At 65.8% G+C, this 13,291-nt stretch carries 6 protein-coding genes and 7 pseudogenes; 7 read left to right on the forward strand and 6 right to left on the reverse strand.

Annotated elements, in window-relative coordinates; translation table 11 throughout:
* Nucleotides 1-17: 17 nt before the first annotated feature.
* The 5 genes and pseudogenes from ACUDAL_RS12365 to ACUDAL_RS12385 all read right to left on the reverse strand — a co-directional run bounded on the left by ACUDAL_RS12365 (nucleotide 18) and on the right by ACUDAL_RS12385 (nucleotide 5,209).
* Nucleotides 18-491 (reverse strand): Na+/H+ antiporter subunit E, encoded by a 474-nt coding sequence (locus ACUDAL_RS12365; protein WP_444678337.1) that lies wholly within the window; start codon nucleotides 489-491, stop codon nucleotides 18-20.
* Nucleotides 488-2,061: pseudogene (locus ACUDAL_RS12370) on the reverse strand (Na+/H+ antiporter subunit D). Before ACUDAL_RS12370 ends, ACUDAL_RS12365 begins: the two are co-directional and overlap by 4 nt.
* Nucleotides 2,058-2,404, reverse strand: a pseudogene (locus ACUDAL_RS12375) (Na+/H+ antiporter subunit C). The pseudogenes ACUDAL_RS12370 and ACUDAL_RS12375 overlap by 4 nt, the downstream one beginning before the upstream one ends.
* Before the next feature lie 51 nt (nucleotides 2,405-2,455).
* Nucleotides 2,456-2,887, reverse strand: a complete 432-nt coding sequence (locus ACUDAL_RS12380; protein WP_444678338.1) for a Na+/H+ antiporter subunit B — start codon at nucleotides 2,885-2,887, stop codon at nucleotides 2,456-2,458.
* Nucleotides 2,880-5,209: pseudogene (locus tag ACUDAL_RS12385) on the reverse strand (putative monovalent cation/H+ antiporter subunit A). Before ACUDAL_RS12385 ends, ACUDAL_RS12380 begins: the two are co-directional and overlap by 8 nt.
* A 449-nt stretch (nucleotides 5,210-5,658) precedes the next feature.
* Here ACUDAL_RS12385 and ACUDAL_RS12390 point away from each other — a divergent pair.
* The 6 genes and pseudogenes from ACUDAL_RS12390 (at nucleotide 5,659) to ACUDAL_RS12415 (ending at nucleotide 11,558) form a co-directional block, all read left to right on the forward strand.
* Nucleotides 5,659-8,468, forward strand: a pseudogene (locus ACUDAL_RS12390) (monovalent cation/H+ antiporter subunit A).
* Nucleotides 8,468-8,808 (forward strand): annotated as a pseudogene (locus tag ACUDAL_RS12395) (Na+/H+ antiporter subunit C). Before ACUDAL_RS12390 ends, ACUDAL_RS12395 begins: the two co-directional pseudogenes overlap by 1 nt.
* Nucleotides 8,805-10,354, forward strand: a pseudogene (locus ACUDAL_RS12400) (monovalent cation/H+ antiporter subunit D). The pseudogenes ACUDAL_RS12395 and ACUDAL_RS12400 overlap by 4 nt, the downstream one beginning before the upstream one ends.
* On the forward strand, nucleotides 10,351-10,848 hold the full coding sequence (locus tag ACUDAL_RS12405; protein WP_444678339.1) for a Na+/H+ antiporter subunit E: 498 nt from the start codon (nucleotides 10,351-10,353) through the stop codon (nucleotides 10,846-10,848). The pseudogene ACUDAL_RS12400 and the gene ACUDAL_RS12405 overlap by 4 nt, the downstream one beginning before the upstream one ends.
* Nucleotides 10,842-11,111: a K+/H+ antiporter subunit F gene (locus tag ACUDAL_RS12410; RefSeq protein WP_444678340.1), complete on the forward strand. Its 270-nt coding sequence runs from the start codon at nucleotides 10,842-10,844 to the stop codon at nucleotides 11,109-11,111. The genes ACUDAL_RS12405 and ACUDAL_RS12410 overlap by 7 nt, the downstream gene beginning before the upstream one ends.
* Before the next feature lie 12 nt (nucleotides 11,112-11,123).
* Entirely contained in the window at nucleotides 11,124-11,558 is a 435-nt protein-coding gene (locus ACUDAL_RS12415; RefSeq protein ID WP_444678341.1) for a Na+/H+ antiporter subunit G, read from the forward strand.
* Between the two features lie 88 nt (nucleotides 11,559-11,646).
* Here the strand turns inward: ACUDAL_RS12415 and hemH are convergent.
* Nucleotides 11,647-12,733: pseudogene (gene hemH / locus ACUDAL_RS12420) on the reverse strand (ferrochelatase).
* Nucleotides 12,734-12,956: 223 nt separating this feature from the next.
* Between hemH and ACUDAL_RS12425 the strand changes: the two are divergent.
* Nucleotides 12,957-13,148: a hypothetical protein gene (locus ACUDAL_RS12425; RefSeq protein WP_444679376.1), complete on the forward strand. Its 192-nt coding sequence runs from the start codon at nucleotides 12,957-12,959 to the stop codon at nucleotides 13,146-13,148.
* The last annotated feature ends 143 nt before the right edge of the window (nucleotides 13,149-13,291 follow it).

Below are 13,291 nucleotides of genomic sequence, written 5' to 3' on the forward strand. Positions count from 1 at the left end.
TCTCGTCATCGGCAGGCTCAGCGGAACAGCGCAAGGGCACGGGACTCCATCTCCTTGAGGTTGCGCCTGAGCTCCTCTTCGTCGTCAAGGAACATGGCATGGATGTAGAGCACCCGGCGGTCGTCGGACACGTCCAGGCTCAGCGTGCCCGGCGTCAGCGAGATCAGGTTGGCCACCATGGTGATCTCCAGCTCGGTGCGCGCCTCCAGCGGCATGGCGATCACGCCGGGCTTCATGTGCCAGGGCGGAGTCAGGATGTCGAAGCCGACGCGCAGGTTGGCCTGGACCAGCTCCTTGATGAAGAAGCCGATGAAGCCGAGGATCCTCGGTATTCGAGCCGGGTAGCCGGCGAGCGCCTCGACCTGGGGCTCGATCAGGACCAGGGTGATATAGCCGAAGACCAGGCCGACCACCAGGTTCAGGCCCGAGAAGTCACCGGACAGGATGACCCAGGCCAGCGCCAGCAGCAGGTTCCAGATCGCGCCTGTCATGGCCACTCCTCCTGTTCCAGGGGCTCAATGAATGCATCTTCCACCCCACCCACGCTGCCCAGCACCGCCTCAATATAGCCCTGCGGGTGCATCAGCTGGTCACCGATCTGGTTCATCATCCCCATCAGCGGCTCGGCAAACACGCCGATCAGCAGCGCAAACAGCGCCAGCACCGCCACCGGCAGGTACATCAACCACAGGCTCGGCGGCACCATGCGGCTGTCGTCGCCGATCACGGTTTCCTCGGCCGGCACCAGGTTGTCCTCCGGCAGGGTCTTCCAGAATACCTCGTTCCAGATCTTCACCATCGAATAGAGGGTCAGCAGGCCGACCGCGAGCGCCACCGCCGTAACCACATAGGCCTCGGCCTCGATGCCGGCGCGCACGATGACGAACTTGGCGAAGAAGCCCGACAGTGGCGGTATCCCGGCCAGCGAGAAGGCGGAAAGGAAAAGGCGACCGACAGCCAGGGCCGTTCGCGGTAGAGCCCGCCCATCTTCTTCAGCTCGTAGGTGCCCTGCAGGCGCCGAGTGATGCCGCTGATCAGGAACAGATTGGTCTTGACGATGATGTTGTGCATCACCGCGAACACCCCGCCGGCGATGGCCAGCGGCGTGTAGAGAGCGAGCCCCAGGATCATGTAGCCGATCTGGCTGACGATATGGAACGACAGGATGCGCCTGAATTCGAACTGCGCCGCCGCTCCCAGCACGCCGGTCACCATAGTGAGCGCCGCACCCCACAGCAGCAAATCCTGGGTGTAGCCCATGGTCTGGTCGAACATCAGCGTGAACACGCGGAACAGCGCGTAGACGCCGACCTTGGTGAGCAGCCCGGCAAACAGGGCGGAGACCGCCACCGGCGGGGTGTGATAGGAGGCAGGCAGCCAGAAGAACAGGGGAAACGCCGCCGCCTTGATGCCGAAGGCGATCATGTACATCACCGCCAGCACCTCGACCATACCCTGGTGCTCGGCCACCGCCAGGCGCTGGGCGATGTCGGCCATGTTGAGCGTGCCGACCATGCCGTAGGTCAGGCCGATCGCGGTGAGGAAGATGACCGAAGCCAGCAGGTTGAGGGTCACATACTTGATCGCGCCCTCCATCTGCGCCTTCTCGCCGCCCAGGATGAGCAGCGCAAGGGAGGCCACCAGCATCACCTCGAACCACACGTACAGGTTGAAGATGTCGCCGGTGAGGAAGGCGCCGGCCACACCGGCCAGCAGCAGGTGCATCAGCGGATAGTAGCCGAAGCGCTCGTGGCCGGGACCGGTCGAGGCCAGAGCGTAGATGGCCAGCGCCAGGCCGATGATGCCGGTCAGCACCACCATGACCGCGCTTAGGGTGTCGGCGATCAGGGTGATGCCGATCGGCGCCTCCCAGCCGCCCATCTGGATGACCACGTAGCCATCCTGGCTGACGGATGCCAGCAGCCACAGCGCCACGCCGAGCAGCGCCGCATTGCCGACCACCGCCACGAAGCGCTGCATGGGCCGCGAGCGCCAGAACAGCAGCGAGATGGCTCCCGACAGCAGCGGCAGAAGAACGGGCAGAGCAACTTCAGGCCTCACGTGTCGGTATCCTTCATCTTGTCCAGGTCATCGGCCTTGACGATCTCGTAGGCACGGCGAATCAGCACCACGGCGAAGGCCAGCACGCCGAAGGCGATCACGATGGCGGTCAGCACCACGGCCTGGGGCAGCGGGTCGGCGACCGCCCCAGCGGGGCGGCGAGCCCCTCGGGGATCAGCGGCGGCGCGCCGCGGGTCATGCCGGCCGAGGTGAAGATCAGCAGGTTGGCGGCATTCGACAGCAGCATCAGCCCGATCACCAGCTTGACGATCGAACGACGCAGCATGAGGAAGATGGCGGCCGCATGCATCAGGCCGATGGACACGGCCATTACCGGCTCCATGGCGAACCTCCCGGGCGGATTGGCAAAGCGGCGCGGCGGGCGCCGAGGCGTTCATGGCTCATCCTTGTCCACCTCCATCAGCGTCATGACCATGGCCAGCACCGACCCCAGTACGGCCAGGTAGACGCCGATATCGAAGATCAGCGGCGTCGAGGCATAGAAGTCGACGCCGGGCAGGGTCCACCACTGCGCGGTGAGAAACGGCTGGCCAACGAACCAGGCGGGGAACACCGAGATCATGCCCAGCAGCAGCCCCATGCCGATCAGGTCGCGCGGATCGACCATGCGCAGCACCTCGCGGGTGGCCGAGACGCCGAAGGCGAACAGGTAGAGGGTGAAGGCGCCCGCCGCCACCAGCCCGGCGATGAAGCCGCCGCCCGGCTCATCGTGGCCGCGCAGCAGCAGGAACACCGAAAACAGCAGCTGCAGCGGCATCAGGATACGCGCTGCCGTGTGCAGGATCAGGGTGCCGGACTTAACCATCCTTCGTCTCCTTTTCCGGGATCGCCCTGGCCGGCCTCACCGGCGCCCGCAGCTTGAGCATGGCGATCACGCCGATGGCGGCCAGCGCCAGCACGAAGATCTCACCCAGGGTGTCCAGCGCCCGGTAGTCCACCAGAATCACGTTGACGATGTTGCGACCATGGGCGAGCGGCACGCTCTGCTCGATCATGTAGTCGGAGATCGGCACGAACTGGTCCACGCCCCAGGCCGTCAGGATCAGCAGCGTGACCAGTACGCCCAAGGCGCCCGCCACCAGGATGTCGCGCACCCGCTCGACAGGCGTGGACAGGCTGGCGAAGCGCGGCAGGCGGAACAGCACCAGCACCAGCAGGATCACCGTCAGCGTCTCCACCAGCAGCTGGGTGATGCCCAGGTCGGGGGCACTGAACAGGATGAAGGTCAGCGCGATGGAGAAACCCATGATGCCCACCGACACCACCGCGCCCAGCCGCGACCGCGCGATGGCGGCAAACAGCGCCCCCATCACCATCATGGTGACCACCACCACCTCATGGAAGCGCACGTCGAGCTCGAAGGCGATCTGCAACGGATGGCGCAGCAGCAGCGAATTGCCCACCAGGGCGATCACCACCAGCACCATGACCATGATGTAGTTGCGCATGTAGCCGTTCTGCAGAATGCGGGTCTGCCAGTCGGACACCACCGTGACCCCGTGCATGAAAGCCTCGTACCCCGCTTCCGGGCCGCGGGCCATCAGCGGATCGAGCCTGGCCAGGTGCGCACGCACGCGGTCCCAGCGCTTGAACAGCAGGAAGCCGAGCCCGAGGCTGAGCAGTGACATGACCAGCGGCAGGTTGATGCCATGCCACAGCGACAGGTAGACGGTCACCGGCTCGCCCATCACCGCCGAGGCCGCGGCAGTCAGCACGCCCATGCCGGCCATGACCGGCAGCAGCCCCAGCAGCAGCGACAGCACCGCCAGCACGCCCGGCCCCAGCAGCATCGACAGCGGCGCCTCGTGGGCCACTTTGGGCGTGGCCCGACGCTCGCCGAAGAACGGCCGCAGCGAGACGATGGCGGCCACGGCGATGGTGAGAAACGCCGACAGGAAGGCCAGCAGCAGCACCAGCAGGCCATAGACCTCCGCTTCCAGCGCCGCCTCGAACATCAGCTCCTTGGCAATGAAGCCGAACAGCGGCGGTGCCCCGGCCAGCGACAGCGCGGCGATCAGCGCCACGATGGCCGTGACCGGCATCAGCGGTCGCAGCCCGCCCATGGCCGTGACGTCCTTGGTGCCGGTCTCGTGATCGAGAATCCCCGCCACCATGAACAGCGCCCCCTTGTAGAGCGAGTGCGCGAGCAGGAAGGTGACGAAGGCGATCAGCGCCCCTTCGGTGCCGATGCCCAGCAGCATGGTCAGGGTGCCCAGCGCCATGATCGTGGAGTACGCCAGCAGCTTCTTGATATTGGTATGGCGGATGGCCAGGAAGGCCCCGGTAAACATCGTCAGCGCCCCCACCACCGTCAGGATGCCGACCCATGCCTCGGTGCCTCCCAGACTCGGCTGCAGCCGCGCCATCAGGTAGATGCCGGCCTTGACCATGGTGGCCGAGTGCAGGAACGCCGAGACCGGCGTGGGCGCGGCCATGGCGTTGGGCAGCCAGAAGTGAAACGGGAACTGTGCCGACTTGGTGAAGGCGCCCAGCAGCAGGCAGAGCAGCAGCGGCAGGTAGAGATCGTGCTCACGCAGCACGTCGCCCATGCCGTTGAGCTCACTGAGCGACCAGCTGCCGCCGGCGACGCCCAGCATAGCCAGCCCGGCCATCAGCGCCAGGCCTCCGGCGAAGGTCACGAACAAGCCCTGGCGCGCCGACTTGCGCGCCTCGATGTCGGCGTGGCTGAAGCCAATCAGCAGGTAGGAGGTGATGCTGGTCAGCTCCCAGAACACGAACAGCGTCAGCAGGCCATCGGCCAGCACCAGCCCCAGCATCGAGACCATGAAGGCCAGAATAACGATATGGAAGCGCACCAGGTCGGGATGCCCGCGCAGGTAGCCCCCGCGTAGATCAGCACGAAGGTGCCGATCACCGTGATCAGCAGGGCGAACAACAGCGACAGGCCATCGAGTACGAAGGTCAGGCTCATGCCCAGCGAAGGCACCCACTCCAGCGCGAAGTGCAGCGTATCACCCGCCATCACCGCCGGCAGCTGGACCATGAATCCTAGCGCCAGCAGCGCCGGAAAGGCCGCCAGCACGAAGCTGGTTCGCTCGCCGAACCAGCGATGCAGCAGGGGCGCAAAGGCGGCCAGCACGAAACCCGACAGCACGGCTAGTTGCATCAGCAGCTCCCTAATCCCTTTTCCTGTGCCGAGCCGCCCTCAGCGCTACCACCAAGGGGCTTCGAGCTCGTCAAGATCATTCCGCCGCCACTGGGCAGCGTCGTTTCGCCCCGCACGAGCGGGGCATTTTTTGCCTTGGATCAATTGCCACTTCTTTAGCAGAAGATACGCCCAAGGTATGAGTCTACAGCGCCTCGCCAGGCTGTTTATTGCATCGCAAAAGTTTTAAACTCGGCGCCGCAGCTGGCAATGGCAAGCCCCGAAGCCTGAGCGAAACGGCTTGTAGTATAACGATTTTCTGCCGTCTCTTCATCGTCGCCTCCAACGGCCCGCTGTCGATCTTGCGATCGCTCCAACTAAGCCTAGTGGTCACAGGCGCAGCAACGCCACGCCCCTTCGGTGACGTGGCGATTCGACGCCGACTCGCCACCAGAATGGACGAATCACCCATGTCGCTGCTGTGGATACCCCTACTTACCATCATCGGCACCCTGGTGCCGGTGATGACGTCCCGCCATGGCCGCAAGAAATGCGTCTCGGCCACGCTGATCGCCCCGCTGCTGGCGCTGGGCATCGCCTTGCTGCATGCCCCCGAGGTGATCGGCGGCAACGTCGTCAGCCTGCGGCTGTCCTGGATGCCGCTGCTGGGCCTCGACCTCGCCCTGCGCATCGATGGGCTGACCCTGCTGTTCGCCCTGCTCATCCTCGGCATCGGCAGCCTGATCCTGTTTTATGCCGGGCACTATCTCTCCAAGGAGGAGGACGACGGCCGCTTCCTCTCCTACATGATGCTGTTCATGACCGCCATGATCGGCATCGTGATGGCCGACAACCTGATCCTGCTGTGGCTGTTCTGGGAGCTGACCAGCATCTCCTCGTTCCTGCTGATCGGCTTCTGGGGGCATCGCAGCGATGCCCGCCGCGGCGCCCGGATGGCGCTGACCGTGACCGGCGCCGGCGGCCTGGCCCTGCTGGCCGGCCTGCTGCTGCTTGGCCAGGCCGCCGGCAGCTATGCGCTGGGCGACGTGCTGGCCGCTGGCGACACCATTCGCACCTCGGCGAACTATCCGCTGATCGTGGCGCTGGTGCTGTTCGGCGCCTTCACCAAGTCGGCGCAGTTCCCGTTTCACTTTTGGCTGCCCCACGCCATGGCCGCACCGACGCCGGTCTCCGCGTTCCTGCACTCCGCCACCATGGTCAAGGCCGGCGTGTTTCTGCTGGCGCGGCTCAATCCGGCGCTGGGCGATACCCCGCTGTGGGCCATCACGCTCTCCCTGGTGGGCCTGGCCACGCTGATGTACGCCGCCTGGTTCGCCCTGCTCGAACGCGACCTTAAGGGCATCCTGGCCTTTTCCACGGTCAGCCACCTGGGCCTGATCACCCTGCTGCTGGGTCTCGGCAGCCCGCTGGCCATTGTCGCCGCGGTTTTCCATATCCTCAACCACGCCACCTTCAAGGCGGCGCTGTTCATGAGCGTGGGGATCATCGACCACGAGACCGGCACCCGCGACATCGACCGCCTCGGCGCACTGTGGTCGATGATGCCGCTGACCGGCACCATGACCCTGCTGGCCGGCGCTGCCATGGCGGGCTTTCCGCCATTCAACGGCTTCCTGTCCAAGGAGATGCTGTTCGAGCAGAGCCTGGTCAACGACGTGTTCGGCGCGCTCAGCACCCTGATCCCGCTGCTGGTCATGGTGGGCGCCACGCTCTCGGTGGCCTACTCTATGCGCCTGGTCTACAGCCTGTTCTTTGCCGCCCCCAAGCTGACCCGCGAGCAGAAGGCGCTGCCGCCGATGAAGGTCCACGACCCGGCGCGCGGCATGCTGCTGCCCGGCCTGTTCCTTGCCGCCATGAGCCTGCTGGTGGGCCTGTTCCCGATGACCCTGGCCGCCCCGCTGGTGCATGCCGCCAGCCTGGCCGTTCAGGGCGATACCACCCCGCTGTTCACGCTGGCTCTGTGGCACGGCATCAACCTGCCGCTGATCATGAGCCTTGCCGCGGTAGCAGGGGTGTGGCCGTGCTCAGCCAGCACCGCCGCTTCGCCCGCATCGCTTCGCTGTTCCCGGCCCGCAACGCCAGCCTGCTCTTCGAAGCCATCATGCTGCGCATCATCAAGGCCACCCTCTGGCTCACGCTGCGCCTGGAGAACGGCTCGCTGCAGCGCTATCAGGCGCTGTTGATCCTGTGTGCTCTGATCATGGCCGGCATCGGCCTCTCCCAGCTCGGCAACCTGACCGGCGAGCGCGGCGTGCAGCCAGTCGATGGCATCCTGGTGCTGGGTGCGGCGCTGATGGTGTTCGGCGCCATCGGCAGCGCGCTCAGCCACCGCTGGCGCCTGGTCTCGCTATTGATGCTCTCGGTGGTGGGCCTGACGGTGTCGCTGACCTTCGTGCGCTTTTCCGCACCGGACCTGGCGCTCACCCAGCTGTCGGTGGAAGTGGTCTCGATGATCCTGATGATCCTGGCGCTGTTCTTCCTGCCGCAGCGCCCGCCGCTGCTGGTGTCGGGCCGGCGCATCCTGCGCGACCTGTTCCTGGCGGCCTCGCTGGGCCTGGCGGTAGCAATGCTCAACTACGCCCTGCTGACCCGCGAGACCCTGTCCATCGCCGACTACTTCCTGCGCGAATCGGTCCCCGGCGGCGGCGGCACCAGCGTGGTCAACGTCATCCTGGTCGACTTCCGCGGCTTCGACACCTTCGGTGAAATCACCGTGCTGACCCTGGCCGGGCTTGCCACCTTCAAGCTGCTCAATCGCCTGCGTCTGTTCAAGCCTTCGGGCAACCTGGAAGGGATTCGCTGGTCGCGCCACCGCTATCCGCTGATCCTTGCCGTGGTGGCCCAGATCCTGCTGCCGCTGGCGCTGCTGGTGTCGGTATACATCTTCCTGCGCGGCCACAACCAGCCCGGCGGCGGCTTCATCGCCGGCCTGATCACCGCCGTGGCGCTGATCCTGCAGTACATGGCCCGCGGCCACGACTGGACCCGCGAGCGGCTGCCGCTATCCTACTCCGCGGTGGCCGTCTCCGGCCTGGCCGTGGCCACGGCCACCGGTCTGGCGAGCTGGCTGTTCGGCTACCCGTTCCTCACCTCCGCCTTCGGTCATTTCCACCTCCCGCTGATCGGTGAGTTCGAGCTGGCCTCGGCCATGCTCTTCGACATCGGGGTCTATCTGGCGGTGGTCGGCGCCACCCTGATGATCCTGGTCAACCTGGGCAGTGTCACCACCGAAGACCGCCCTCGACTGGAGGAACGCTGATGGAAGCTATCTACTCGCTCGTGGTGGGTGTTCTGACCGCCAGCGGCATCTACCTGCTGCTGCGCGGGCGCACCTTCCCCGTGATCGTGGGCCTGGCACTGCTCGGCTATGCCGTGAACATGTTCCTGTTCTCCACCGGCGGCCTCAACACCCACGCCGCCGCGGTGATTGGCGAGTCGATCACCCCGACCGACCCGCTGCCCCAGGCGCTGGTACTGACCGCCATCGTGATCGGCTTCGCCATGACCGCCTTCGTGGTGATCCTGGCGATTCGCGCCCGCGGCGAGCTGGCTCCGACCATGTGGACGGCCAGCAAGGCGAAGATGGAGACGTACGCTGATGCAACACCTGATCGCCCTCCCCATCCTAGTCCCCATGGTCGGCGCCATCGTCCTGCTGCTGACCAGCAAGGCCAGCCACGCGACGCATCGTCGCCTCAGCGTCGGGATCACCGCGCTGCTGGTAGTGATCAACCTGCTGCTTCTGCGCCAGGCGGCCGGCGGTGAGCTGACCTTCTACGCCCTCGGCAACTGGCAGGCACCCTTCGGCATCGTGCTGATGCTCGACCGCCTGGCCGCCCTGATGCTCATCCTTACCGCCTTCCTGGCGCTGGGCTGCGTGCTCTTCGCCTGCGCCGGCGACGACGTGCAGGGCAGCAACTTCCACGGCATCTTCCACCTCCAGCTGATGGGCCTGAACGGCGCCTTCCTGACCGGCGACCTGTTCAACCTGTTCGTGTTCTTCGAGATCCTGCTGTTGGCCTCCTATGCGCTGCTGCTGCACGGCGGCGGCAAGGCGCGGGTGGGGGCGGGGCTGCACTACGTCATCCTTAACCTGGCCGGCTCGGCGCTGTTCCTGATCGCGCTCGGCGTACTCTACGGCGCCACCGGCACGCTCAACATGGCCGACATGGCGCGCCGCGTCGCCCAGCTTTCCGGCGACCAGGCCGCCCTGGCCACCGCCGGTGCGCTGCTGCTGATCGTCGTCTTCAGTCTCAAGGCCGCGCTGCTGCCACTCTACTTCTGGCTGCCGCGCACCTGCGCCTCCGCCCCGGCGCCGGTGGCGGCGCTGTTCGCGATCATGACCAAGGTGGGGCTCTACGCGATCCTGCGGGTACAGAGCCTGATCTTCATCGACAGCGAGGCCGCCCCGGCAATCACCGCCTGGCTGTGGTGGTCCGGCCTGGCCACCATCGTGCTGGCCGGTATTGGCGTGCTCGCCGCACGTGACCTGCGCCCGCTGGTGGCCTATCTGGTGCTGGTCTCGGTCGGCACCCTGCTGGCCGGCACCGCGCTGGGCACGCCGGAAGCCAACACCGCCCTGCTCTACTACCTGCCGCATACCACGCTGATCTGTGGCGCCCTGTTCCTAATCGCCGAACTGATCGGCCAGCAGCGCGGCAAGGCGGGTACGCGCCTGGTGCGCGGCCGCCGCCTGCACCAGCGCTTCCTGCTCGGGGGCTGTTCCTGATTGCCGCCATCGGCGCGGTGGGCCTGCCGCCGCTGGCAGGCGCGCTGGGCAAGCTGCTGCTGATGCAGGCAGTAGAAGGCTCGGCCCGCCTGTGGCTCTGGCCGCTGCTGCTGCTGGCCAGCCTGGCCGCCCTGATCGCCATGTCGCGTGCCGGCTCGGTCTTCTTCTGGGCCAGCTACAAGGGCGAAGTGGCCTCGGGCAAGGTCAGTCGCGCCCAGCTGGCCGGCGTCGTATGGCTACTGGCCGCCGCCCCGCTGCTGGTCATCTTCGGCGGCCCGGTCAGCAGTTACACCCAGGCCACCGCCGCCCGGCTGGCCGCTCCCCACGAGCCGATCCAGCAGCTGCTCGGCGATCCGCTTGCCCAGGTCCCAGCCCAGCGCGTGACGCCGCAAGGCCAACAAGGAGAGGCACTATGAAAGCCATGGGTCGCTACCTGCCCACGCCCACCCTGTCGCTGGTCCTGTTGGTGGTGTGGCTGCTGATGGTGCGCAGCATCGCGCCGGGCCAGCTGCTGCTGGGGGCCTTCCTCGCCGTGGTCATCCCGCTGCTGACGCAGAATTTTCGGGACCCGCTGCCAAGGGTCAAGCATCCGCTCAAGCTGGCCTGGTTCGTGCTGGTGGTGCTGTATGACATCGTCAAGGCCAACATACACGTGAGCCTGCTGATCCTGCTGCCCAAGCGCGAGCCGCACCCCGGCTTCGTCGAGTATCCGCTGGAAGTCACTGATCGCCTGACCATCACGCTGCTGGCCAACACCATCACCATGACGCCGGGCACCGTCTCCACCAACGTTCGCCTGGACGGCTCCTCGCTGCTGATCCACGTGCTGGACATGACCGACGAACAGGCGCTGATCCGCGAGATTCGCGAGCGCTACGAGCGGCCGCTCAAGGAGATCTTCGAATGCTAGATACCGCGCTGCTCATCAGCCTGGCCCTGATCGTGCTGGCCATGGGGATGAACGTCTATCGCCTCGCCGTCGGGCCCGATGTGCCCGACCGCCTGCTGGCCCTCGACACCCTGTACGTCAACTCCATTGCGCTGATCGTGCTGCTGGGGCTATGGCTGAATACCAAGACCTACTTCGAGGCGGCGATGCTGATTGCCATGCTGGGTTTCGTCGGCACCATGGCCATCTGTCGCTACTTGCTGCGCGGCGACATCATCGAATAAGGAGACAGTGCCATGACCCTGTACGTCATTGCCGAAGCCGTGATCGCCCTGCTGCTGGTGGCCGGCGGCATCTTTGCCTTCACCGGTTCGCTGGGCATGCTGCAGTTCAAGGATTTCTTCATGCGGCTGCACGGGCCCACCAAGGGCACTACCCTGGGCATCGGCTGCGTGCTGATCGCCTCGATGCTCTACTTTTCCATCACCCAACGCGAACTCCACGTGCAGGAACTGCTGATCACGCTGTTCCTGTTCATCACCGCGCCGGTCACCGGCCACATGCTGGCCAAGACAGGTCTGCACATGCATCTGCGCTTCATCACCGGCACCCGCGGCTCGGTGCCGGAGTTCCGCGACGAGGACGTGGGCCAGAGCCGGGTGGCGCGTCCTGCCAGCGCCAAGCATCCGTGGAAGTACCGCAAGGCCAAGCGCTCGCGGCTGCAGCGCTGATATAGCCGCTGTCGCAAGGAGCTGCCGCCAGCATGAGAGGCGGCCCGCAGCATGGCTGCGGGCCGCCTCTTCGTTTCATCTTAGCCTTTCAACACCAGCCTGACAGCTCGCGGCGAATGATCGCAGTCAGCGCCGCGACATGGTCCCCGCGAGCGTTGAGGCACGGCACGTAGGTGAAGCGCTCACCGCCCGCATGCAAGAAGCTCTCCTTGATCTCCTCGTTGATCTCCTCCAGCGTCTCGACACAGTCGGACGAGAAGGCCGGCGACACCACGGCAATATGCTTCTTGCCCTGGCGCGCCAGCGCGGCCACGTGGTCCACCGTTTGCGGCCCGACCCACTCCTCCGGCCCGAACTGGGACTGGAAGGCCGTCTGGACCTCGCTCTCCTTCCAGCCGAGCCGCTCGCGCAGCAGGCGCGTGGTCTTTTGGCACTGGCAGTGGTAGGGATCGCCTTCCATCAGGAAGCGCTTGGGCACGCCGTGGTAGGACGCCACCAGCACTTCAGGGCGGGATTCGGCCGCATCGTAGGCCTCGCGCACGGAAGCGGCCAGCGCATCGAGATAGGTCGGCTCTTCGAAATAGGCCGGGACGGTGCGAATGGCCGGCTGCCACTTCAGCTTCATCAGGGTGCGGAAGGCTTGATCGTTGGCGGTGGCGGTGGTGGGCGAGGCGTACTGCGGATAGAGCGGGAAGAAGAGAATGCGATCGCAGCCGGCCGCCTGCATGCGGCGCAGCACGCTCTCGGTCGAAGGGTTACCGTAGCGCATGCAGAAGTCGACCATCACCCTATCGCCGTACAGCGCCTTGAGCGACTCTGCCACCTTGCGGGTCTGCTCGCGGGTGATGGTCAGCAGCGGGCTTTCGTTGCGCTCCTGGTTCCAGATGCCGCGGTAGGCCTCGCCCGACTTGAACGGACGGCGGGTAAGAATGATCAGCTGCAGCAGCGGCTGCCACTTCCAGCTGGGGTAGTCGACCACCCGCTTGTCGGAGAGGAACTCATTGAGGTAACGACGCATCGACCAGTAATCGGTGCCGTCGGGCGTCCCTAGATTGGCCAGCAGCACGCCGACGCGAGGGCGATTCACGGGGGTGGTCCGACGGCGCATGTACCGGGCAATACTGGCTTGCCGAGTCCGGAAGGACGGAGGCTGGGTCCCGGGAAGGCGTGGTCATTCATGAGCTCCTTGAGGTCGATGTCGCCATGCCGGCTAGTCTATCAGGGTCGTCGCGTCGCCGGGAATGAAGTTGTACTATCGCATAAAATTGTACAGCTAATGATCAGGGTGGATCCCACCAGGAGCACGATGAATCGAGCCGAGACACTGCGCGCCCAGGCCCCCCGGCCACGCCGTTCTATGACGGCCGATGCCCGCTGTGCCGCAAGGAGGTCGACTGGCTGACCGCACAGCGGCACAGCGACAGGGGGCTCTTCGTCGATATACGGGCGAAAGACTTCGATGCCGCACCGCTGGGCACGGCCTTCACCAAGATGATGGGCAGGATGCATGCGCTTGATGCCCAGGGAGGTGGTATATCGGAATGGACGCCAGCCGCGCCTTGTACGCGGTGCTGGGCTAGCGCTGGCTGATCAGGCTGAGTCTGCTGCCCGGCCTGGCCCCGCTGCTGGATGCCAGCTACCTGTGTGCCCGCCGCCGCGTGCGCCTGGGGCGCTGGATGACTGCGAGGCGACGGCGAGAAAGGGATAGCGCCAGTCGGAGCTATCACGCAGCG

Origin of the sequence: Halomonas sp. E19 (assembly GCF_052439355.1) — a bacterium.
Taxonomy (GTDB): Bacteria; Pseudomonadota; Gammaproteobacteria; order Pseudomonadales; family Halomonadaceae; genus Halomonas.